The organism is Micromonospora sp. CA-248260 (assembly GCF_050942205.1).
GTDB classification, from domain to species: Bacteria; Actinomycetota; Actinomycetes; order Mycobacteriales; family Micromonosporaceae; genus Micromonospora; species Micromonospora antibiotica.
In genome coordinates, this window is record NZ_CP192021.1 from 666579 (window position 1) to 687710 (window position 21132).

The following is a 21132-nucleotide window of genomic DNA, read 5'->3' on the forward strand; positions in this document are numbered from 1 at the left end:
CCATGACGGCTCTCCCCGACGACCTGACCGCGGTCCTCCGCGGCACGGCGATCTGTTTCGTGACCACGCTCATGCCGGACGGGTCACCGCAGATTTCCCAGACCTGGGTCGGCACCGACGGCGAACACGTCCTCGTCAACACCGTGGACACCCACCAGAAGACCCGCAACGTCCGGCGCGACCCGCGCGTCGCCCTCGGCGTCGCCGACCCCGCCGCCCCGGCCCGGTACTGGGCGCTGCGCGGCAGCGTGGTGGACATCGCCACCGCCGGTGCCCGCGAGCACATCGACGAGTTGTCCCGGAGATACCTCGGCCGTCCCTATCCCGGTTTCGGCGGTGGCGGGCAGCAGCGCGTCGTGCTCACCGTCAAGGTCGACCGGGTGCACACGCCGTGACCCGGTGAGCGGGGCCGCCTTCCGTTCCCGTCGCCGGGCCTCCACACCGGCGGTACGCTGCCGCCCGGCCCGTCCGGACCGTGAAGTTGGTCGATGCCCCAATGAGCGGGCCGTACGTCTTGGCAGCGGCGCGTGCCTCGGCTACCGTCGTGGGAACGCTCCCATGTAGAAACATCTATGTGACCAGGAGGCAATACGTCGTGGCTACCCTCTCCTCGCTCCGCCGCAGATCGGTGGCGGCCTTCAGTGTGGCGGCCGTCGCGGGCGTCACCGCCGCCGGCGTCTGCCTCGCCGGCGGCACCGCCTCCGCCGGGACGATATCCGGACCGCTCTACCGTGACCCGACCACGGCCGTCGTCCGCTGGGTCTCCGCCAACCCCGGCGACTCGCGGGTCGGCGTCATCCGGGACAAGATCGCCAGCCAGCCGCAGGCCCGGTGGTTCGCCAACTTCAACCCGTCGACCGCGCAGTCCGAGGCCGCGTCGTTCGTCGGCGCCGCCAACTCCGCGCGGCAGATCCCGGTGCTCTCCATCTACGAGATCACCAACCGGGACTGCGGTGGGGCCAGCGCCGGTGGGGCACCCGACCTCAACCAGTACCAGACCTGGGTGTCGAACTTCGCCCGGGGGCTGGGCAACCAGACGGTCATCATCATCCTGGAGACCGACTCGCTCGCCCTGCTGACCTGCCTGAACAGCAACGAGATCAACGCCCGTAACCAGGCGATCTCGACGGCCACCCGGACCCTCAAGGCGGCCAACCCCAACGCCAAGGTCTACCTCGACGGCGGCCACTCCACCTGGAACAGCCCCAGCGAGACGGCCAACCGTCTGCGCGCGGCCGGCGTCCAGTACGCCGACGGCTTCTTCACCAACGTGTCGAACTACAACCCCACCTCCAGCGAGGCGAACTTCGGCCGGAACGTCATCAACGCCCTCAACGGCATGGGCCTGTCGGGCAAGCGTCAGGTCATCGACACCAGCCGCAACGGCGGTGCCAGCGGTGACTGGTGCGGCGACGACAACACCGACCGCCGCATCGGGCAGTACCCGACGACCAACACCGGCGACAACAACATCGACGCGTACCTGTGGGTGAAGCCGCCGGGCGAGGCCGACGGTTGCCGCTACACCGCCGGCTCGTTCCAGCCCGACCTGGCCTTCAGCCTGGCCAACGGCGCACCCAACCCGCCCGTGACGACCCCGCCGACCACCCCGCCGCCCACCACGGCCCCGCCGACGACCCCGCCGCCCACCACGGCCCCGCCCACCACGCCGCCGCCCACCACCCCGCCGCCTGCGGGCAACGGCTGCACCGCGTCGGTGGTGGTCAACCAGTGGAACGGCGGCTTCACGGCGAGCGTGACGGTCACCGCCGGCGCCACCGCCCTCAACGGCTGGAACGTCAGCATCAACCTGCCCGGTGGTGCCAGCGTCACCAGCACCTGGAGCGCACAGTCCAGCGGCACCAGCGGGACCGTCCGGTTCACCAACGTGAGCTACAACGGGCAGGTCGGTGCCGGGCAGTCGACCAACTTCGGCTTCCAGGGCAACGGCACCGGCCCCGGTGCGACCGCCACCTGCGCGGCCAGCTGACCCCACCCGAACGACGACGGCCCGACGCGGAAGGGTTCTCCGCGTCGGGCCGTCGTCGTTCGGCGTCCCCCCGCTCCGGCTCGTCCGCAGGCTAAACTGGAGGGTGGACCTCACACACCAGGAAATCTTCCAACGGTACGTCTACGCCGGTGCGGTCACCCGGGACCCGGATGCGATCGCCGCGTTGTTCACCGAGGACGGCGTCTACGAAGCACCGCTGGTTCCCGCCGGCCATCCGCTGCACGGCCGACTGGTCGGTCGGGCGGCGATCCGGGCCGGGACCAACGCCTACCACCAGCTTCCGACCCCCGAGGGCACGGTGAACCTGACGCGCTCCGCCCACCTCCTGCACGACACTCCGGACCCCGACGTGTTCATCGCCGAGATCGACGTCGCCTTCGACGGGACGGACGGGCAGCAGACGACGATGTCGCTCGTGCAGATATTCCGACTCCGCGCCGGGCAGATCGCCGTGCTCCGCGACTACTTCACCGAGCCGCCATCCGACGCCCCCGCCGGTCGGTAGCCCAGTCGGGCACCCCGGGCCACTGCTACAGGGCGGCGCGGCGTAGCGCGGCGCGGGACAGGAACACGGTGACGGCACCCACCGCGATCACCGCGTGCACGAGCAGGGCCGTGGCCATGCCGAAGCGCGCCGCCAGGACGCCGATCAGCAGGTTGCCGAGGGGGATCGAGGCGAACGCCACCAGCGCCAGCACCGCCAGCACCCGGCCCCGGTACTGCGGATCGCACCACGACTGCAACAGGGACGTGCCCAGGCTGGCGGTCACCCCGAGTAGCGCGCCGAGCGCCATGAAGATCGCCACCGCGAGGGCGGTGGAGTCCGCTGCGGACAGTGCGACGAGCAGCGCGGCCTGGACGAGCAGCGCCACGCCGAACACCGGCCCGGCCGCCCGCCGGGCCGGCACCACGATCAGGGCGAGAGCACCGATCGCCGAGCCGACAGCGAAGCCGGTGAGCAGCAGCCCCGCACCGCCCTCGTCGAGCCCGCGGTCGCGGGCGAACAACGCCAGCCCGACGTTGAGCACCCCCGCGCAGCTCAGCTCGTTGAGGAACAGCACGAGCATCAGGCTCCGCAGCCGGGTGTGCCGCCAGGCGTAGGCCAGACCGGCGCGGACACCGGAAGCCCCGGCGCGGGAGGGTTGCTCAGGCACCGACTTCAGCGGGGGCGTGGGAAGAGGGCGGGTGGCAGCGACGGCAGCCATCGAAAACAGGTAGGAGACGGCGTTGACCAGCGCGACCAGCAGGCCCCCGCCCAGGGCGAGCGCATAGGCGCCGACCGGTCCACCCGCCGCCTGCCCGCCGCGTAACGCCAGGGAGTAGAGGGCGTTGCCCCGGATGAGATCGTCCCTGGCCAGGAGTTGGGGTCGCAGCGCGGCCGAGGCGGGGACGAAGAACGCTCCGGTCACCGAGAGCGCCCCCGCAGCCAGTAACAGCACCCACCACGGGCCACCGCCCAGCAGCGCGACGGCCGCGCCGACCATGACGACGGCGGAGACACCGTCGCTGACGATGATCACCTTCCGGCGGCTGTGCCGGTCGGCGACAGCCCCTCCGTACAGCAGCACCGCCAGGCGGGGCAGCGTGGCCAGCGCCAGCAGCAGTCCTGCCACGTCCGGGCTGACGGTGCTGGCCAGGGTCCAGGACAGGGCGATGTACCAGGCGGCGTTACCTACGGAGGACAGCCCGGTCCCGGTGACGAAGGCGAGCTAGTTGGCACCGAAGATGCGGCCCGAAGGCGGCGACGCCGGCACCCCGGTCCGAGCGGCGGGCCCAATGGCCGATCCCATCGCCTCTCCTCCCTCCGGGACTGGGCTCCGTCTCATTCCCCGCCGGAGAACGCCCCAACCCTCGCGTGGGCGGTCAGCGCATCCCTTGTGGACCGGACGGGGAGGGCGGCGGGAGCAGGTCAGGCCGCAGGGGCGAGGACGACGGTCTTGCCGGACAACTCACCCGCGCCGGCCTGGGCGTGCAGCGCGGGCAGGTCGGCCAGCGCCACCCGTCGGTTGACCTCGACCCGCAACTCACCGGTGCCGACGGACGGAAAGCGGATCTACGGCAGACCGACCAGCGGCGCCGGGCCGCCGAGAAGTGGCGACGGTAGCTCCCGCCGGACGCCCCGTGGACGTCCCGGAGCGTCACCGGCAGCGCAACGGTGGGGTGCCGTCGTCGACGGCACCCCACCGGCCGGTCACTTCTGGCGCAGCGTGGCCAGGGCGCCGCCCCAGGCCACCACCTGGTCCAGCATCCGGTGCAGGATGGGCTCCTGGTGCTCGGCCGGCAGCACCTCGCCGTTCGGGCCGAACTCGGTGAAGTAGTTCAGGGTGACCTGGTCACGGACACCGGCGACGTGCAGCTCCGCCAGCACCAGCCGCAGGTGCTCGACGGCCCGGATCCCGCCGTGGAGGCCGTACCCGACGAAGCCGGCCGACTTGTCGCGCCACTCCGAGTAGAGGTAGTCGATGGCGTTCTTCAGTACGCCCGGGTAGGAGTGGTTGTACTCCGGGGTGACGAAGACGTACCCGTCGTAGCGCGAGATGGTCTCCGCCCAGCGCCTGGTGTGGTCGCCCACGTAGTTCTCCGGTCCCATCGCCGCCGGCACCGCCTCGTCGAGGTGCGGCAGGTCGTGGTCGGCCAGGTCGACGATCTCGTAGCTGGCGTCTCCGCGCTGCGTGGCCAGCTTGTGGACCCACTGCGCCACCGCCTCGCCCCGCCGTCCCGGGCGGGTGCTGCCGATGATGATGCCGATACGCATTGGTTGACCTCCTGATTGTTGGACGTGCTCAGCGGTGCCCGGGTCACTTCGGCCCCGTCCGGCGGGCGCCTCGTTGCGCCCGGGTGAGCCAGGTGGCGAGGACGAGGGCGACGGCGGCCATCCCGGTCAGCCACCAGAAGGTGCTCCGGAACGCCGCGGCGACCTCGACCTCGGATCGGGCGTCGGCCAGCGCGTCGGCGAGTACCACGACGCAGAGCGCGCTGCCGACGGCGCCGCCGACCCGGGACAGGATGTTCACCTGCGCACTGGCGTCCGGCATCTGGTGGGACCGGACCCGGGCCAGCGCGGCGGAGACCACCGGGGATCCGGCGAGGGCCAGGCCGACACCCCGGACCACCTGGAGGGCCTCGACGAGGACGACGTTCGGATCGGACGGCAGGACCGCCATCGGGACGGTGCCGGCGACGGTGACCACGAGCCCGACCACGGTGACGATGCCGCCGCCGTGTCTGTCGGTCAGCCGTCCGGCGACCGGGAAGGTGACCGTGGCGCCGAGGCTGAACGCCATCAGCAGCAGACCGGTGTCGATGATGCCCCTGGCCATTGCGAGTTGGAAGTACAGCGGCATCACGATCAGCCCTCCGAAGAGTGCCGCGCTGGAGAAGAAGATGGTGCTGGCGGCGGCGGCGTAGACCGGATCCCTGGTCAGTCGCAGGTCCATCAGCGGCTCGGCGGCGCGCAGCGACCGGTGGACGAAGAGCACGAGCGCGACCAGCGCGACCGCCAGTGGGGCCAGCACGGCCGCCGCGAACAGCCCGCGCCGGTCCATCGCTGCGGTGACGGCGTAGGTGAGCAGCGGCAGCCCCAGGGCGACCAGGAACAGGGCCGGCACGTCCGGCCGGGCGGCCCGACCGGCCGCACCACGCGGAACGACCCGCAGGGCCACCAGCAGCCCGACGATCCCGATCGGCACGTTGACCAGGAACATCCAGCGCCAGGAGAAGTTGTCGATGAGTAGGGCGCCGATGATCGGGCCGAAGGCCGGGGCCAGGATGGCCGGCACGCTGGACACGGCGATCACCCGACCCATCCGTCCGCTCCCCGCGACCTGACCGAGGATGGCCATTCCGGTGGGGATGAGCAGTCCGCCGGTCAGCCCCTGGAGCACCCGGGCGGCGATGAGCGTGTCGGCGCTGCGGGCGAGCGCGCAGAGCGCGGAGGTGAGGGTGAATCCGGCCAGCGCCCAGAGCCAGAGCCGACCGGTGCCGATCCGCCGGCTGACCCAGCCGCAGGTGGGCAGGGCCGCGGCGAGGGCGAGCAGGTAGCCGCTGTTGATCCACTGCATCTCGGTCAGTGAGGCGTCCAGTTCCCGACCGATGATCTCGATGCCCACGTTGACGAGCGAGGTGTCCAGGCCGGTCATCACCGAACCGGACGCCAGGACGACCGCGACCCGCCACACCGGGGCGGGAACCGCCGTGGTGGGGGTCCGTCCCGCGCTGGTGTCCGTGCCGGCGCTCGCGCTGCCCACTGTCATCGCCGCCCCATCACAGATCGTTGGACAACCAACGATAATCGCCAGGTCGTTGGAAGTCCAACGTTTAGCTACACTGGTCGGGTGAGTGAGCACGAACCCGCTCAGCAGCCGGGGGCCCCGCCGGCTCGGCTCCGGCGGCTGACCTCCTGGCTGCTCCACCACGGGGCGGCCCGCGCGAACCGGGTCGTCGGGACGCACCTGGACCGCCCCGGCGACCGGATGCGGTACGGCATCCTTGCCGCGCTCGACGAGTTCGGCGGGATCAGCCAGGCAGAGCTGTGTCGCCGGCTGGGCATCGACCGGGGCGACGCGGTCACCACGCTGAGCGGGATGGAGACCGACGGCCTGCTCCGCCGGGAACCCGACCCGGTGGACCGGCGCCGCAACGTCGTTCACATCACCGACGCCGGAACCGCCCGGATGCGGGAGATGGACACACTGGTCGACGCCGCCCAGAACGACCTGCTCGACCGGTTCACAGTGGCCGAACGCGCCCAGTTCAGCGCCCTGCTGCGCCGCCTGGTCGACATCCCGCCACCCTGAGCTGCCAGGTCGCCGGCACACCGGTCACGCCACCGGTGGGCAGGTTGCCGGCATGGTCGATCCAGCCCGGGGCGTGTCATGCTGCACGGACCCCGACGGGAGGATGACGATGGCTTCTGGCGATGCCGTACAGGTGCGGCCGGCGCGAGGGCTGCTGCGACCTCTGCTGTCCGGGGCGACGCTGATCGCGGTCCTGGCGTTGCTGTTCGGGCTGCCGTGGTGGACGTTGACGGTGGCGGCGCGCTGGCCGGCGGCGGTGATGGGCGCCGGCACGGCCGTGTTCGTGGTCGCGGTGGTCGCATTCCCCGTTCTGATGTATCTCGGGCACGGCCGCCGGCGGCTGGATTCGGCGGCGCGCATCGCGGACTCACTGCTTGGCCTGGTCTGGATCCTGTTCGTCTGGACGCTGATCGCGAACGTGCTCCGGCTCCCGCTCGCCGTGGCGGGAGTCGCCGATCCGGTCCGGTCCCGGGCCGTGGCGGTCGGTGCGGCGTTCGTCTCGGTCGTCCTGGCCATCTGGGGGTACGCCGAGGCGATGCGGGTGCCCCGGGTCCGGCGGGTGGACATCACCATCGACCGGCTGGGTGCCGGTCTCGACGGGGTCCGGGTCGTGCTACTGACCGACACCCACTATGGCCCGATCGACCGGGCCCGCTGGTCCGCCCGCACGATCGAGGTGGTCAACGACCTGGCCCCCGACATCGTCTGCCACACCGGCGACATCGCCGACGGCACGGTCGACCAGCGCCGGGCGCAGGCAGCGCCGCTGGGCACCGTGCAGGCCCGGCTGGCCCGGGTGTACGTGACGGGCAACCACGAGTACTACGGCCAGGCGCAGGGCTGGGTCGACCACATGCGGACCCTCGGCTGGGAGCCTCTGCACAACAGGCACCTCGTGGTGGAGCGGGGCGGCGCACGGCTCGTCGTGGCCGGGGTCGACGACGTGACCGCCGCCGCGTCGGGCGTGGCCGGTCACCGCGCCGACCACGCGGCGGCGCTGGCCGGCGCCGACCCGCAGCTGCCTGTGCTGCTGCTGGCGCACCAGCCGAAGCAGATCGACGACGCGGTCGCGGCCGGTGTGGATCTGCAGCTGTCCGGGCACACCCACGGCGGCCAGATGTGGCCGTTCCACTACATGGTCCGGCTCGACCAGCCGGTCGTGCAGGGCCTCAGCCGGCACGGTCGGACCCAGCTCTACACGAGCCGGGGGACCGGTTTCTGGGGCCCACCATTCCGGATCTTCGCGCCGAGCGAGATCACCCTGCTCACCCTCAGGGCTGGTTAGGCGACTGCCGGCGCCCACGAATCCCTTCGAATAGTCGCCGACGTGACCGGCGAACACCACGCCCGCCGGTACGCCGCACTGCTCCTCGCCAGCGCCGACGGCATCGCCGGCATGGAACTCACCGGTCAGCTCGAAGGCGACAAATGGCGTACCACCGCCGAAGAGTTGATCGACACCCTCGTCACCATGGTCGCCGCTCAAACCCACGGAAGCGCCGTGGAAGCGACTGGCAGTTCCTGACCCGTTCCCTCTGGGATCCCGGTGGGACCATCTGGTCAGAACGTGGGGCGGCGGATCCGCCAGAAGACCAGCGCCAGCAACAGCAGGGCCAGCGCGACGAACGTGGCGGTCTCGATGGCCTGGAAGGTCCAGTAGCGTTCGACGGGTTGGTAGACAGCCCACCGTTGGATGCCGTGGTCGTGGAGGTAGACGGTGGGGTCGCCGCCCCCCTCCCGGGCCCTTCCCTCCATGATCACGGCGTCGAGGCCGGTGATGTGGCGGCCGTTGGCGTCGACGAACCCCTGGTCGAGGACCATGTCCCGGGCACTGGTCGTACCGTCGGTGATGTCGCCCGCTCCCGGCACGAAGGCCTGGACGTGGGTGACCGGCGTGCGGAAGTGCGGGCGGATCCAGCCGGCGACGGTGAAGCGTACGGCCAGGAATGCCACGAACGCCACGGCGGCGGCCGGCAGGCTGCGGCGCAGCACCGGCCCGGCTGCGACGCCCAGCGCGAACGCGAACAGGGCGTACGCCATGGGCACGACTCCGGTCAGGTCGAAGCCGGTGATGTCGAACCCGCCCAGCAGGTCGAGTGGCTGCCGGTACCAGGCGACCACCGTGGACAGTCCCGCCGCGAGAAGGACGCTGACGGTGCCGAGTACCAGGATCTTGACGGTCAGCCAGCGCCGGCGCGGCACCGCCTGGGTCCAGGCCAGCTGCCAGGTGCCCGCCTCCAGCTCCCGGGCGAGCAGCGGCGCACCGAGGAAACCGCCGATCGCGTACGGGACGAAGTTGAGCAGGATCAGCACGGTGGTGCTGTAGCCGTGGTCCTGCTGTAGCCGGGCCAGCGCGGATCGGCAGCCCTGGTCCAGCGGTGGCACCAGGCAGTGTGTCGGACCCATCGGGAACAGGGCGTGCATCGGCCGGCCGAGGACGAACAGCGCCACCGCGACGACGCCGACGAAGACCGTCAGTGCCAGGACCTCGGTACGGTGCTGACGCCACATCATCCACGTCATGCGGTCTGCTCCCGGTGTTCGGCGTCGAGGCCGGCGGGCCGGCGCAGATAGGCCAGCACGAGCTCTTCCAGCCCGACGGGGTTCGCCTGCCAGCCGGGTATGACCGGCGTTGCCGCCTGGCGTACCAGCATGGTGGTGTGCCTGTCGCTGTGGCTGACCTCGACCACGGACGGGCCGTGAGGGTCCGCCCCGACCCGTGGACCCAGGAGCAGCCGGTGTTCGGCCAGCAGCGAGTCGATGTCGCCGTCGAGTACGACCCGGCCGTGGTTGATCACCACGAGGTGGTCGCAGACCCGTTCCAGTTCGTGGATGGCGTGGGAGGAGAACAACACGGTCAGCTGGCTGTCGGCGACCGCGCCCATCAGGGTCCGCTGGAACTCCTGCCGGGCCAGCGGATCCAGGCTGGACAGTGGCTCGTCCAGGACCAGCAGGTCGGGTCGCTTGGCCAGCGCCAGCGTGAGCGCCACCTGGGACTGCTGCCCGCCGGAGAGCGCGCCGGCGCGGGCGTGCAACGGGATGCCCAGTTGGGTCAGGCGTCGCGCGGCCAGCCCGTGGTCGAAGCGTACGTTGCAGGAGCGGCCGAAGCGCAGCAGGTCCGCCACGGTGAACTGGCGGTAGAGCGGGTGGTCCTGCGCGAGGAAACCGATGCGGGTCAGGGCCCGCACACTGTTGGTGGCGGGCGATTCGCCGAACACCTCGACCGATCCCGTCGTCGGCGTGAGCAGCCCGACCGCCAGGCGCAGCAAGGTGGTCTTGCCGGCGCCGTTCGGGCCGACCAGGGCGCTGACGCGGCCGGGGGGCAGCTCCAGGGTGCAGTCGCGCAGGGCCCAGGCTTTGCGGTACCGCTTGCCGAGGTTCCTGGTACGCAGCGCGGGGTGGGCCGTCATGCTGACTCCGCAGTCGTCTTGGTCTGGTGGTGGACGCTGGCGAACAGCGCGGCGATCGCCTGATCGTCCAGCCCTGCGGCGTACGCCCTCCGCAGCCAGGTCTGCAGGCCGCTCCGCAAGGAGGTGTAGGTGGCCGGGGGCACCGCAGCCGGCAGCGCGTCGTTGACGAACGTGCCGTGGCCTGGCCGGCCGGTGACGAGGTTCTCCTGCTCCAGCTGGCGGTATGCCTTCGCCACCGTGTTCGGATTGATGGCCAGCGACTCGACGACCTCCCGGATCAGGGGCAGGCGGTCACCGGGTCGCAGGAAACCCAGCAGGACAGCCTGCTGGACCTGGTGGACCAGCTGCAGATACGGCGGTACGCCGGAGCCGGTGTCGAGCCGGAAGTGGAACATCGAGCCTCCCTGCTTTACTAGGGTAGTAGTAAAGCGGTAGGGCTCGCCCGCCGTCAAACCGCGTCACCGCGTACTCGCCGAGACGCAGCTCGACCCGCCGGAACCGGCGCGGGCCGAGGGCGTCCGCGCGGTCGCGGCGGCGGCACGCCGGGAGCTCGGGCTCGACGGCGGCCGGTGTCGCACCCGGTACGGCTGCTGGAGGCGCACGGGGTGATCGTGTTGTCCCTGCCGGACACCGTCGAACGGGTCGACGCGTTCTCACCCTGGCTCGGGTGCGTCGCCTACTCAGGCGGTGTGGCGGTGGGTGCTGTCGGTTCGACGTGGCGGCTGTCCCACACCCACTGGTCGTCGTCGTGGTCGGTCAGGGTGCTGCATCGGTAACGCAGGAGGCCCACGTCCGTGCTCGGATCTTGGCCGCCGGGATGGGGAGGTGTCGGGTCCAGCGCCACGTCCGTGTTGTAGACGAGCCGGTCGGCCAGTCGGTGGTCACGACGGAATCCGGTGCGCCACTGTGAGTCGCCGCCCCAGCCGTGCGACAGGTCGGCCGCCTGCCGGTACCGCCGCCGCCACGCCCAGTACAACGTCGAGTTAGCGGCGAGTACGGGATCCAGGTGGCGGGCACCGGCGCGGACGCTCACGCCGCCCCGCATGAGCAGCAGCGACCCGAGCAGGCACCCCGGCCACCACTGCCCGGCCAGCACCGGCGGCAACTGCGGATCGTCCGCCGGCTCGACCTCGACGATCTCGTGCAGGAACGGATGGAACCCTTCCCCCGCTGGGAACGTGCCGCCGATCGCCGCGACGAACTATTGGTACGCCGAGGACGGGAGCCAGTCCGTGGGATCGTCGGGATCGGTGGCGTGGGGCTGGCTGGGCAGGATCAGTAATTCCATCACCCTGCTCACCGCGTACAACGTCCACAGGTCCTCGTGCGCCAGCGCGACGGCGGCCATCTGCGGCTCGCCGACCTGCCGCAATGCCGTCAGGATCGACGGGTGGGTAGCAACCCGCGGGTCGAGGACGTCCCGATCCCATGCGCTGCCGCTGTAGTCGAGGGTCGGCGCGAACAGGCCGAAGCTGACCCCCTGCCACGCTGTGGGGAGTGCCTGCGCATCGATCGATGGCGTTTGAGTGCGCTCCTGGGCTGGGACAACGGCGATCCGAGGAACGTGGGTTACTCTCTGACATCCCAGGTGAACCTGCGGGGTCGCTAGACTCGGCGCTCACGCCCTCGTAACTCAGGGGGATGGAGCATCGGTTTCCTAAGAATGGCCTCCGCCGGTGTTCGCAGGCCGATGACCTGCGGCTTCTTACTTCTTGGCCTCGTGTGCCGGTCGCTGCGGGGCGCTGCTGGGATCGCTTACTGAAGATCAGCAGGGCCGCGCCCTTTCGGTCCTCGAAACCCTTCAGTCCTCGATGGCCCTGACCGGTTGAGGAGTGACCTGCGGGCGAGGTCAGTCTGCTGCCGGGGCGGGAACCTGCCACAGGGTACTGACCGGCATGGCGCGGAGTTTGTCGCCGAACGGCAGTGTGGCGGTTCCGGTGTGAAGGACGATGCCGGCGATGAAGTCATTGCCGAGGCGGTCGGCGAGTCGGCGTAGCCCGCGGAAGTCGTCGGGTCCGACGGTGGTGGCTGCTTTGACCTCGATCCCGACCACCTGCCCAGCTCGGTTCTCGAGCACCGCGTCGACTTCGTACCTGCTCTGGTCGCGGTAGTGGGACAGATCGACGGGCTGCTCGGACCAGGTGAGCTGCCGGGACAGCTCGGACAGGACGAATGACTCGAGTAACGGGCCGAACGGTGCGCCCGGCCGGAGCAGTGCCCGGGCGTCGGTCGCGATCTCGTTGGCGGCGATGCCCGAGTCGACGAAGATCAGTTTGGGCGCGGCGGTGGCGCGGGTGCCCAGGTTGCGGGACCAGCCCGGGATCCGTTTGATCAGGAAGATCTCTTCCAGGGCCTGGAGGTAGCGGGCGATCGTCGGCCGGCTGAGTCCGAGGGCGGACTCGAGGGAGTTGGCGGCGATGACGGTCGCGGATCGGGCCGCGAGGAGGCGTACCAGCTTGCGTAGCTCGCCCTTGTGCTGGATGTCGGACAGCTGGCGGACGTCGCGGTCGATGAGCGCCTGGACGTAGGCGTCGAGGAACCGTTGGCGGCGGCGCGGGTCGGTACGGGTGGTGGCCTCGGGTAGGCCGCCGCGCACTATCCTGGCCGCGTAGTCGGCACGGGTGACGTCCGACTCGTGTCGCAGGTCCGGACCGAGCGTGAAGACGGCGTCGATGAATCCGTCCGGCGCTGCGTCGAGTTCGCCTTGGGAAAACGGCCAGAGTTCGACGGTCTCCATCCGGCCGGGCAACGCGTCCGGGGCGGCAACCATGCCGAACAACCGTGACGAGCCGGTGAGCAGATACCGGCCCGGACGGGGGTCCTCGTCGACTGCTGCCTTGATGGCCAACAGGAGTTCCGGAGCGCGCTGGATCTCGTCGATGACCAGGAGTTCGGCGGAGTCCACGAAGCCGACCGGGTCGGCTATCGCTGCCGCCCTGTCCTGGGCCCGATCAAGATCGCGGCGCTCGGCTAGACGATCGCCGGCAACAAGGCGGACCAGGGTGCTCTTGCCTGCTTGCCGTGCTCCGTTGATCAAGACGACGCGGGTGTCTGCCAAGGCGGCATTGACCTGCGCGGCGGCGCGGCGGGGGATCAGCTGCGGTGTGGGCACGGCGTCATCTTAACGGCCAAACTTTCGATCTGCGGGACCCTGGATTTCGATTTGCGGGATAGTGTGCGTTCGTTATGCGGTCATCTGGTGTTCGATCTGCGGGCCCCGTCAGCGGGGCGGCCGTGGAAGAGATCCGCGACTACGTCGCATTACTGCCGGTTGCGACGAGCTCGGGGAAGGTGCCCTCCCAGCGCTGGCGGAGTTGGGGTGGCAGCCAGAGGGTGGGCCAGAGCCGTCGGAGGAGGTCGGCGTCGAGCCAGGTGTTCAGGTCCTCGACGGTGCTGGCTTCGGTGAGTACCACCTTGTACATACTGGCCAGGCGTGCGGGCCCGTCAAGGTCGTACTCGGCATGCCCGGACCAGTCGAGGTGACGCGGAAGCGTCACCGTGCCTTCGGTCGGGCCGCGCAATTCGGCGAGGCTTTCGGCCACCACGTAGGGCTTCCGGTCACCGTAGGGTCGGTAGTCCGCCGGCGGCTGAGGTGGTGTCCGGCGCCGGCTGATGTTGGTCGCCCGCCGGACTTCCGGTCGGAGTGCCTGACGGATCGTCTCCCGGCTGTACCCGGTGACCCGCTGCAGGTCGACCGGCCGCCAGCCGGCCGCGTGGAACGCCCGTAGCTGCTCGTCCCGTTCGGTCAATGCCTGCGCCCGCGTCGCCTCGTACCGGGAGACAACCGCATGCAGCTCATCCTCGGAGAACCGACCCATGCAGTCAGCCTACTACGCTAGGCCCAGCGCGCTTGGCCTTCTCCGTATCTCGGTGACCGGCGGGACCAGCCAAGGTGATCATGATCGGATGCACTCATGTGCGGGTGAAACCGAGTGCCCGGTATCCGGGCATGCGGCGTGGGAGTGAGGCGGCGAGGATGGGGGTGGCCGGTTCGTGGTAGTCGTGAACCTCGGCGAGGTCCTTGCCGGGCGCGGCGCGGATGACACGGCCGGCGCACTGGACGAGTAGGCCGTCGTAGGAGATCGGGCCGGCGAGGAAAAGGGTGTCGAGGGCGGGGGCGTCGAAGCCTTCACCGATGAACGGTGTGGTGCCGATGACCAGCAGCCCGTCGCCGGCTTTCGCGCCGTCGAGCCGGTCAACGACGCTTCGCCGATCACTGGTGCTCATCGCGCCTTGGAGGACGAGCGCCTGGTGTCCGCGTGCGGCGAGCAGGGCGGCGAGTGTCTCAACCTGGGCGACCCGCCGGGTCAGGACGAGACAGTTTCGGCCACGGGCCAGGGCCGCGGCGACGTCATCGGCGATCTGGGTGTTGCGGGGCTCGTCGGCGGCGAGTCTTCGGTGCACCTCGGCGAGCGCGCCGGGGGCGTCAAGGTCGATGTCGCCGGGCTGGAAGTTGGTCTCGTGGATGAACAGCGCTCGACGGGGTCCGGCGTCGGTGTGCATCGCTGCGGCGAGGGTGCCTTGTTCCTCGTCGGTAAGGGTGTGGCGGACGGGTCCGAGTTGCCAGGTGACGAGTTGGCCGAGGCCGTCGCGTCGGGTGGGGGTGGCGGTGAGGCCGAGCCAGAACTGTGCGGCGATCCGTTTGACCGAGTGCTCGTACGCGGCGGCGCCGAGGTGGTGGCATTCGTCGACGATGACGTGCCCGTACCCCTGGGTCAGGGTGGCGACGTCGTCGCGCCGGGCGAGGGAGGGCAGCAGCGCGATGTCCACGGTGCCGGTGAGCTTGCGTCGGCCGCCGCCGAACTGACCGGGCTTGATGCCGAGGAACTGCTCGACGCGGGTGCGCCACTGGTCGGCGAGGGCTTTGCGGTCGACGAGGACGAGGGTGGAGGTGTTGCGTTCGGCGATCACGGCGCAGGCCATGACGGTCTTGCCGGAGCCCGGTGGGGCGACCAGGATCCCGTCGTCGTGGGCGAGAAGCGCGCCGACCGCATCGGCCTGCCTGCTCGTGAGTTCGGCGGTGAACGCGGTGTCGATCTCGGTCCCGGGGTTTCGTGCGTCCGTGACGGCCAGCCGTGACCCGGCATGTTCGACGATGGTGGCGATGGTGTGCCGCAGGCCCCGCGGGAGGACCAGGTGGTCATCGAGGGTGAGGTCGTAGCCCTGGACGAAGCGTGGGGTGTCCCAGGTGGACTTACGGAGTCGCTGCAACTCGTAGAACTTCGGGTTGGCCATGGCGGCGGCGTGCTTGAACGTCGCCAGTGCGGCGGGGGTGAGTTGTCCGGCGTCGATGCTCAGCCCGGCACCGGCCTCCGCGTGAACCGCCGGAGGAAGCGGAGGATGCACCTGCGTTGCGGCGGACCGGCTCATCGCGGCGACGTCGGCCCCGGTGACGGCTTGCTTCGCCTGCCGAGCGATGTGTTCGGCGTCGCCGGGGGTAAGCCGGTCCAGCGTCGACAGGAACGCCCACTGGTCGGTGTACGGCTCGAGGGTGCCGAGGTCGAGGAACGTGGTCAGTCCATCCTTGCGGCGGCGTCCCTGAAGCGGTGCGGCGATGAGGTTGCCGAAGCCACCCTCGGGCAGGACGTCCTGGTTGGGGAACAGCCGGTCGTACGACCGCAGGTCCATCGATCCGCGCAGCACCATCGCCTCGCGCAACAGGACCGTGCCGACGGCGCGCGCGGTGGCCGCGGGAACAGCGCCGGTGAAGAAGATCCACACGTGGGCGCCGCGGCCTGACTGGGAGATCTCCATCGCGGCGGGCACCGCGCTGGCTCGTGCCGCTTTCACGTAGGCGAGGGCGTCGAGCATCGCCGTCGGCCCGTCGAAGTCGGCCACGACGAAGTGGCAGGTGTTGCCGGGCATCAGCGGGTACAGGCCCATGAACACGTCGCCGACCAGATGCGCCGCGACGACCTCCGTCGTCCGGGGCAGGTAGGCGGCGCCCCGCCGGTCCATCCCCTTACGCCAACCGCCGGCGACCGCGGGCATCCACCCGGCAGTGCCGGTACGGGCACTCTCCCACCGTACGGCGTACACGTCGGCCCGGGCCCGGAACCGGTCGGCGAACAACGCCAGCTTGTCCCGAGTCGGCGAGGTCATGGTGACCAGCCCTGGCGGCTCGACCGGCGCGGACAACTGCTCCGGCGCCGCAGTCGTGTCCTGGCCGCGCAGCTCCAGCAGACGTCCCAGCCGGGCGTTCTCCGCCCGTAACCGCTCCACTTCCCGGTGAAGATCAGCGAACCCGGCCACCGAACCCACGCCGACCATCCTCGCGTATCGGGCTCCGAACACCCCTACACCGGTCCGATATCCTCCGCCGATGGCATCGAAAGGCGACGCCGCGCTGGAGGCGATGATCGAGGAAGCCACGGTCGACGCGTACGGCGACGACGAGCAACTCACCGGCCTGTTCACCATGCTCGAGGAGCACCTGGCGGTGCCATTCACCACCACCGTCCTCGGCGTCGAGGTCACCGTGCGCAAGATCGACCTGACCGCGGACACCATCGCTGCGGTATGCGCCCGAGGCCGCCACCGGCAGAGGATCGATCTCCTCGACCTGCCGCTACCCACCCCCGCGCCCGACGGCGCCGCGTGGATCGACGCCTACCGGCACTGGGCCGGAAGGTAGGCCGCGGTGAGCGAGTACCAGTACTACGAGTTCACCACCGTCGACCAGCCCCTCACTGCCGGGGAGCGGGCCGAGCTGCGGTCGCTGTCGACCCGCGCCGACATCACCGCCACCAGCTTCGTCAACATCTACGAGTGGGGCAACTTCAAGGGCGACCCGCGCAAGCTGATGGAACGGTACTTCGACGCGCACCTGTACCTGGCGAACTGGGGCACCCGCAGGCTCATGCTGCGGCTACCGAAACACGTACTCGACCCCGCCACCGTCGCCCAGTACTGCCAAGGCGACAGCGCATCCGCCTGGACCACCGGCAAGCACGTCATCATCGACCTGCATGACGAGGACGAGGACGGCACCGACGAGTGGGACCTCGACGGCCACGGTCTGCTCGCCTCGATCATCCCGGCCCGGGCCGACCTCGCCGCCGGCGACCTGCGACTGCTCTACCTGGCCTGGCTGCGCTGCGTACAGTCCGAGGACATCGCCGACGACGAGCCCGAACCGCCCGTACCCGCCGGCATGGGCACCCTTGACGCGACTCTCACCGCCGTCGCCGAGTTCCTGCGCATCGACCGTGACCTGATCGCGGCAGCGGCGGCCGGGTCGTCGCCAGCCGCCTCCGGGGAACCGACCGCCGCGCAACTGCGTACCTGGGTCGTCGGGCTGCCCGCCCGGGACAAGGACGCCATCCTGGCCGATCTGGTCACCGGCGGCGACAGCCACCTGCGCAGCCGACTGCTGCGCCGGTACCGCGACGCACACCGCACTGATACGCCCACCCCGGCAGTCGCCCGCACCGCCGGGGAACTGCTCGCCAGCGCCGCAGAGTTGCGCGCCGAGCGGGAACGACGGGACGCCGAGCAGCGTGAACGCGACCGGGTTCGCCGGGAACGGTCCGCTGCGGCAGCCCGGCAACGACACCTCGACACCCTCGCAGTCGACCAACCCGCCGCCTGGCAGCGGGTCAACGAACTCATCACCACGAAGAAACCCCGCGAATACGACACCGCCGTTCAACTCCTCGTCGACCTGCGCGACCTCGCCGAGCGCGACGGGGACAGCTCATCGTTCCGGAAGCGGCTGGCCGAGCTACGGGTGGTGCACGCCCGCAAGCCCAGCCTGCTCGAACGCCTCAACCTCGCAGCCCTCGACACCTGACGCCTGGTCCGCCGCCCGGTGGGCTGGCCACCAACGCCTAAACGCGCTGCGGCTCTCGCGCCGGCGCCACGACCTCGGACGTTGACCGTCGGCCTGCAACAGAGTCGGCGTGGGCGGCCATAGTGTGCTGTGAGGCATCAGGTGCAGCCGTCGGACGAGGAACTGTGGTCTTCGATCACCGCCGGTGACGAGTTGGCGTTCGGTCGGTTCTTCGACCGGTACTCCCGCCCGGTCTACAACCACGCGTTCCGGCTGACCGGTTCGTGGTCCACGGCCGAGGACGTCACCCAGGCAACGTTCCTCGTCGCGTGGCGCCGCCGACACGACGCCCGACTCGTGGACGGATCGGCGCTGCCGTGGCTGTTGGTCGTCGCCACGAACGCGGTCCGCTCCGAGTGGCGGTCGGCGCGCCGGTGGCTGGCGCTGATTCGGCGTCTACCGGCGGAGCGGTACGCCGATGGTGACCTCGCCGAGGAGGTTTCCGCGCGGCTCGACGACGAGCGGCGGATGACCGAGGTCCTCTCGGTGGTCCGCCGGTTGTCGCCGGCCGAGCGGGAGGCGGTGGCCTTGTGCCTGTGGTCCGGCGTGTCGTACCCGGACGCGTCAGCCGTTTTGGGCATCAGCGAGGTGGCGGTGCGGTCGAGGGTGAGTCGTGCGCGCAGCCGCCTGGCCCATTTGATGCCGGATGAGATCCAGGAGGGGAAGCGGTGAACGACATTCTCGACCTGCCCATAGAGCGGGACCTGCCGCCGGAAACGGCGCGCGCGATGCGGGCCCGGATCCTCGGCTTCGTGAACCCGCCTCCCGCGCGTACGCCACGGCTGAGGATCGCCGTGGCCGTGGCAGTGCTGCTGGCCGTGGCGTCCGGTGCCGCGGCGGTGGTGTGGGACCGGCCGGAGCGCTCGACCGTACGGGTGCTGGCCATGGGGCCCGGGGAGCTGTCGCCGACGCTGCAGGATGCGGCCGATCGGTGCTTGCAGTGGAACTCCCCGCAACGGCAGGACCGGCAGAACCCGGGTGAGCAACCCGTTCCGGTGTCCCTGGCCGACCTCGCAGTGGCCACCGCGCGAGGTGACCGGGCACTGGTGTTGTTCATGACTGACGTCGGCTACGCCACCTGCAATGTGCAAGGGGCGGGAACAGCTCGGGAGTCCGGCGGGGGCGCCACCGAGCCGTGGCCGCACGGCGCCTGGCTGCCCGGGCCGGTGCAGCGGCTGCTGCTGGCCTCCACCGAGTCCGACGGCGGGGACGTCAGCGTCAGCGGCAGGGTCAGCAGCCGCGTCCACCGGCTCGTGCTCGACCACGGCGACGGCCACACCACAGCAGCCCGGCTCTCCGAAGGCGCGTTCGGCCTCATGACCAGCGACGCAAGACTCAAAGCGAGCAACGACCCTCAACTGGTCAGCTACGACGCCGGAGGGACGGAGATCGACAGGCGTCCGCTGTTCCAGGCCGAAGACCAACTCGAGCGCTGCTACACGGGCCCCGACGGGAAGCGGATCTACGGGAAAGCGACCAGCCACTGCCGTCCTGCCGAGAAGTGGGGGGCGTTAGCCACGATCGGAGGCTGACCGCCGACCCGGGACGTGGGTCGTCACTCGCGGGCCAGCCCCGGCGGCAGCGCGTCCTCGTCGAGTCGGACCTGGCGGGCGTTGGCCACGGGGTCGCGTTCGAGGGTGTGGATCAGTGGTGCCGGGCCGTCGACGCAGGTCCAGGTGTCGTCCCAGAGCGCGGAGACCAGCCATGACCGGTCGGCGGGGAAGAAGAGGTCGGGTAGCGCCCCGTGCGGGTGGCGGATATGACCACCGCTGCGCCAGGTGAGGGCCTGCTCGGGGCCGGCCTGGACCAGCACGTAGGGCCAGCTCCAGCAGAGGAACACCCTTGGGGGGCATAGGGAAAGACGACGTCGTGGGCGCCGGTGTCGAGGTAGGCCAGCAACCACGGCTGTTCGGCGGTGTGGGTGGTGAGGTCCTCGACCAGGGCCTGCTCGTAGGCGGCGGCGGTGACGTCGTCGGTCTGGTACGTGGTGGCGTAGGCGTCGAAGACCGGTAGGATGGCGGTGGTGATCGTGACGCCGGCAGTGGTGTGCCCGGCGATCCAGCTCACGTCGGCGGCGGCACCGACGCGCCAGTCCCGTCCGTCCTTGTAGACCTGCACATCGCTATTCAAGCCGCTGCCGCGACGGTTGGCGTGGGAATCAGACCGGTCGCGGAACGGCGGCCGGCGACCAGCCGTCGTGGGTCACCATGCCGTACGTCTGCCCTGCGCGCGGTGGAGCGCTGATGCTCCGCAGGTCCCGCACATCGTGTCCGGGGTGCCGGCGGGCGACGGCGGCAGGCTTAGGGTTGCCGCACCCGCTGGGCCGGGGGTGGGGATGGCTGAAGTGTGTTCCGCCGTGATCGTGGCTGAGCCTCGAGGTGCCACCCGCTTCTCGCTCCGCGGGCGGGCCGGGTTGAACGGGCGCGGCACCGACAGCCGTAGACCCTGATGCCCGGGAGCGGTGGGTATGGCTGCGTGTGTTTCGCCGAGATCGCTTGGCTCACGGTAGGAGATGCCGCCCGCTGCTTCGTCGTCTGCGAGATTCGGTAGACCGCTGATGGAGATCCGCGACCTGCGTTCGCCTCGTGAGAAGGTGCCGGCAAGTCCGAACCCGCAGACCAGGGCCATTCGCAAAAACAGACCGATCATGTGAAGGAGCGCGAGGGTGGCGAAGCTGTGGATCGGCGTGGACATCGGCAAGACTCACCACCACGTCACCGCCGTCGACGGCGACGGCCGTCTGGTCTACTCCCGCCGAGTCGCCAACGACGAGACCTCACTGCTCACGGTCATGGCCGAGGTGTCACGCATGGCCGGCCCCTGTGCTGGGCCGTGGATGTCACCACGGGCCTGTCCGCCCTGCTACTGACCCTGCTGTGGCGCCGGTGTGGTTGGAACACCGGGATGTGGGAAATGCGGGACCTCCGGCACCGCCACCTGCGACAGCGTCGTACCCGAGGTTCCCGGCTGCTTGCCGGGCTTGCGGCCGCTACGCCTACGCATCGACGTCGGCGGCGGCTTGGCCAGCCAATCCGACGACGGCGGCTTGCTGGAGTTCGTCGAGTTCAACCCAACCGGCGCCGC

Annotated in this window: 23 protein-coding genes and 1 pseudogene; 11 read left to right on the forward strand and 13 right to left on the reverse strand. The window is 70.5% G+C overall.

Annotation, left to right across the window (positions count from 1 at the left end; translation table 11 throughout):
- Positions 1–2: 2 nt before the first annotated feature.
- The 3 genes from ACQP2H_RS03180 to ACQP2H_RS03190 all read left to right on the forward strand — a co-directional run bounded on the left by ACQP2H_RS03180 (position 3) and on the right by ACQP2H_RS03190 (position 2516).
- The gene (locus tag ACQP2H_RS03180; protein WP_219466354.1) at positions 3–395 is read left to right on the forward strand and encodes a PPOX class F420-dependent oxidoreductase; all 393 of its coding nucleotides are present in this window, start codon (positions 3–5) and stop codon (positions 393–395) included.
- Positions 396–595: 200 nt separating this feature from the next.
- On the forward strand, positions 596–1990 hold the full coding sequence (locus tag ACQP2H_RS03185; RefSeq protein ID WP_308290996.1) for a glycoside hydrolase family 6 protein: 1395 nt from the start codon (positions 596–598) through the stop codon (positions 1988–1990).
- A gap of 103 nt (positions 1991–2093) precedes the next feature.
- The gene (locus tag ACQP2H_RS03190) at positions 2094–2516 is read left to right on the forward strand and encodes a nuclear transport factor 2 family protein (protein WP_219466358.1); all 423 of its coding nucleotides are present in this window, start codon (positions 2094–2096) and stop codon (positions 2514–2516) included.
- A 25-nt stretch (positions 2517–2541) separates the two neighbouring features.
- Here the strand turns inward: ACQP2H_RS03190 and ACQP2H_RS03195 are convergent, their stop codons facing one another.
- The 3 genes from ACQP2H_RS03195 to ACQP2H_RS03205 all read right to left on the reverse strand — a co-directional run bounded on the left by ACQP2H_RS03195 (position 2542) and on the right by ACQP2H_RS03205 (position 6264).
- Entirely contained in the window at positions 2542–3696 is a 1155-nt protein-coding gene (locus tag ACQP2H_RS03195) for an MFS transporter (protein ID WP_433233427.1), read from the reverse strand.
- 506 nt (positions 3697–4202) lie between these two features.
- The gene (locus tag ACQP2H_RS03200) at positions 4203–4766 is read right to left on the reverse strand and encodes an NADPH-dependent FMN reductase (RefSeq protein ID WP_219466361.1); all 564 of its coding nucleotides are present in this window, start codon (positions 4764–4766) and stop codon (positions 4203–4205) included.
- Between the two features lie 43 nt (positions 4767–4809).
- On the reverse strand, positions 4810–6264 hold the full coding sequence (locus ACQP2H_RS03205) for a DHA2 family efflux MFS transporter permease subunit (protein ID WP_433230964.1): 1455 nt from the start codon (positions 6262–6264) through the stop codon (positions 4810–4812).
- An 81-nt stretch (positions 6265–6345) separates the two neighbouring features.
- Between ACQP2H_RS03205 and ACQP2H_RS03210 the strand changes: the two genes are divergently transcribed.
- The 3 genes from ACQP2H_RS03210 to ACQP2H_RS03220 all read left to right on the forward strand — a co-directional run bounded on the left by ACQP2H_RS03210 (position 6346) and on the right by ACQP2H_RS03220 (position 8332).
- Positions 6346–6807 carry a MarR family winged helix-turn-helix transcriptional regulator gene (locus ACQP2H_RS03210; protein WP_219466365.1) on the forward strand — a complete coding sequence of 154 codons (462 nt, stop codon included), beginning with the start codon at positions 6346–6348 and terminating at the stop codon, positions 6805–6807.
- Between the two features lie 109 nt (positions 6808–6916).
- On the forward strand, positions 6917–8092 hold the full coding sequence (locus ACQP2H_RS03215) for a metallophosphoesterase (RefSeq protein ID WP_357533233.1): 1176 nt from the start codon (positions 6917–6919) through the stop codon (positions 8090–8092).
- Positions 8093–8134: 42 nt separating this feature from the next.
- Positions 8135–8332 (forward strand): hypothetical protein, encoded by a 198-nt coding sequence (locus tag ACQP2H_RS03220; RefSeq protein WP_219466371.1) that lies wholly within the window; start codon positions 8135–8137, stop codon positions 8330–8332.
- Between the two features lie 35 nt (positions 8333–8367).
- Here ACQP2H_RS03220 and ACQP2H_RS03225 read toward each other — a convergent pair whose 3' ends face one another.
- The 8 genes from ACQP2H_RS03225 to ACQP2H_RS03260 all read right to left on the reverse strand — a co-directional run bounded on the left by ACQP2H_RS03225 (position 8368) and on the right by ACQP2H_RS03260 (position 16478).
- On the reverse strand, positions 8368–9330 hold the full coding sequence (locus ACQP2H_RS03225; RefSeq protein ID WP_219466374.1) for an ABC transporter permease subunit: 963 nt from the start codon (positions 9328–9330) through the stop codon (positions 8368–8370).
- Complete coding sequence (locus ACQP2H_RS03230; protein WP_357533236.1) at positions 9327–10217, reverse strand: ABC transporter ATP-binding protein; 891 nt, start codon at positions 10215–10217, stop codon at positions 9327–9329. The genes ACQP2H_RS03225 and ACQP2H_RS03230 overlap by 4 nt, the downstream gene beginning before the upstream one ends.
- Positions 10214–10612, reverse strand: coding sequence for a GntR family transcriptional regulator (locus tag ACQP2H_RS03235; protein WP_219466379.1), 399 nt, complete (start codon positions 10610–10612; stop codon positions 10214–10216). The genes ACQP2H_RS03230 and ACQP2H_RS03235 overlap by 4 nt, the downstream gene beginning before the upstream one ends.
- 281 nt (positions 10613–10893) lie before the next feature.
- Positions 10894–11322, reverse strand: coding sequence for a hypothetical protein (locus tag ACQP2H_RS03240; RefSeq protein WP_357533238.1), 429 nt, complete (start codon positions 11320–11322; stop codon positions 10894–10896).
- A gap of 96 nt (positions 11323–11418) precedes the next feature.
- The gene (locus ACQP2H_RS03245) at positions 11419–11589 is read right to left on the reverse strand and encodes a hypothetical protein (RefSeq protein WP_219466386.1); all 171 of its coding nucleotides are present in this window, start codon (positions 11587–11589) and stop codon (positions 11419–11421) included.
- A 477-nt stretch (positions 11590–12066) separates the two neighbouring features.
- Positions 12067–13329 carry an ATP-binding protein gene (locus ACQP2H_RS03250; protein ID WP_433230971.1) on the reverse strand — a complete coding sequence of 421 codons (1263 nt, stop codon included), beginning with the start codon at positions 13327–13329 and terminating at the stop codon, positions 12067–12069.
- Between the two features lie 139 nt (positions 13330–13468).
- Positions 13469–14035: a hypothetical protein gene (locus ACQP2H_RS03255; protein WP_433230973.1), complete on the reverse strand. Its 567-nt coding sequence runs from the start codon at positions 14033–14035 to the stop codon at positions 13469–13471.
- A gap of 94 nt (positions 14036–14129) precedes the next feature.
- A complete protein-coding gene (locus tag ACQP2H_RS03260) occupies positions 14130–16478 on the reverse strand; it encodes a TOTE conflict system archaeo-eukaryotic primase domain-containing protein (RefSeq protein ID WP_433230976.1) in 2349 nt (782 codons plus the stop codon).
- A gap of 61 nt (positions 16479–16539) precedes the next feature.
- Between ACQP2H_RS03260 and ACQP2H_RS03265 the strand changes: the two genes are divergently transcribed.
- The 4 genes from ACQP2H_RS03265 (at position 16540) to ACQP2H_RS03280 (ending at position 19580) form a co-directional block, all read left to right on the forward strand.
- Positions 16540–16851 carry a calcium-binding protein gene (locus ACQP2H_RS03265; RefSeq protein ID WP_219466401.1) on the forward strand — a complete coding sequence of 104 codons (312 nt, stop codon included), beginning with the start codon at positions 16540–16542 and terminating at the stop codon, positions 16849–16851.
- 6 nt (positions 16852–16857) lie between these two features.
- Entirely contained in the window at positions 16858–18009 is a 1152-nt protein-coding gene (locus ACQP2H_RS03270; protein ID WP_433230979.1) for a hypothetical protein, read from the forward strand.
- A 129-nt stretch (positions 18010–18138) separates the two neighbouring features.
- The gene (locus ACQP2H_RS03275) at positions 18139–18720 is read left to right on the forward strand and encodes an RNA polymerase sigma factor (RefSeq protein ID WP_433230981.1); all 582 of its coding nucleotides are present in this window, start codon (positions 18139–18141) and stop codon (positions 18718–18720) included.
- Positions 18717–19580, forward strand: coding sequence for a hypothetical protein (locus ACQP2H_RS03280; protein WP_433230984.1), 864 nt, complete (start codon positions 18717–18719; stop codon positions 19578–19580). The genes ACQP2H_RS03275 and ACQP2H_RS03280 overlap by 4 nt, the downstream gene beginning before the upstream one ends.
- Before the next feature lie 23 nt (positions 19581–19603).
- On the opposite strand, the gene ACQP2H_RS03285 is transcribed toward ACQP2H_RS03280, so the two are convergent.
- The gene (locus ACQP2H_RS03285) at positions 19604–19888 is read right to left on the reverse strand and encodes a hypothetical protein (RefSeq protein ID WP_433230986.1); all 285 of its coding nucleotides are present in this window, start codon (positions 19886–19888) and stop codon (positions 19604–19606) included.
- 825 nt (positions 19889–20713) lie between these two features.
- On the opposite strand from ACQP2H_RS03285, the pseudogene ACQP2H_RS03290 reads away from it, so the two are divergent.
- Positions 20714–20934, forward strand: a pseudogene (locus tag ACQP2H_RS03290) (IS110 family transposase); the annotation flags it as partial.
- Here the strand turns inward: ACQP2H_RS03290 and ACQP2H_RS03295 are convergent.
- Positions 20911–21117, reverse strand: a complete 207-nt coding sequence (locus ACQP2H_RS03295) for a DUF6444 domain-containing protein (protein WP_433233429.1) — start codon at positions 21115–21117, stop codon at positions 20911–20913. The pseudogene ACQP2H_RS03290 and the gene ACQP2H_RS03295 overlap by 24 nt on opposite strands.
- Positions 21118–21132: the final 15 nt, after the last annotated feature.

Coding starts and splice junctions, on each gene's coding strand:
- ACQP2H_RS03180 (WP_219466354.1), top strand. CDS start 3: ATGACGGCTCTCCCCGACGACCTGACCGCGGTCCTCCGCGGCACGGCG.
- ACQP2H_RS03200 (WP_219466361.1), bottom strand. CDS start 4,766: ATGCGTATCGGCATCATCATCGGCAGCACCCGCCCGGGACGGCGGGGC.
- ACQP2H_RS03205 (WP_433230964.1), bottom strand. CDS start 6,264: ATGACAGTGGGCAGCGCGAGCGCCGGCACGGACACCAGCGCGGGACGG.
- ACQP2H_RS03215 (WP_357533233.1), top strand. CDS start 6,917: ATGGCTTCTGGCGATGCCGTACAGGTGCGGCCGGCGCGAGGGCTGCTG.
- ACQP2H_RS03225 (WP_219466374.1), bottom strand. CDS start 9,330: ATGACGTGGATGATGTGGCGTCAGCACCGTACCGAGGTCCTGGCACTG.
- ACQP2H_RS03230 (WP_357533236.1), bottom strand. CDS start 10,217: ATGACGGCCCACCCCGCGCTGCGTACCAGGAACCTCGGCAAGCGGTAC.
- ACQP2H_RS03235 (WP_219466379.1), bottom strand. CDS start 10,612: ATGTTCCACTTCCGGCTCGACACCGGCTCCGGCGTACCGCCGTATCTG.
- ACQP2H_RS03255 (WP_433230973.1), bottom strand. CDS start 14,035: ATGGGTCGGTTCTCCGAGGATGAGCTGCATGCGGTTGTCTCCCGGTAC.
- ACQP2H_RS03265 (WP_219466401.1), top strand. CDS start 16,540: ATGGCATCGAAAGGCGACGCCGCGCTGGAGGCGATGATCGAGGAAGCC.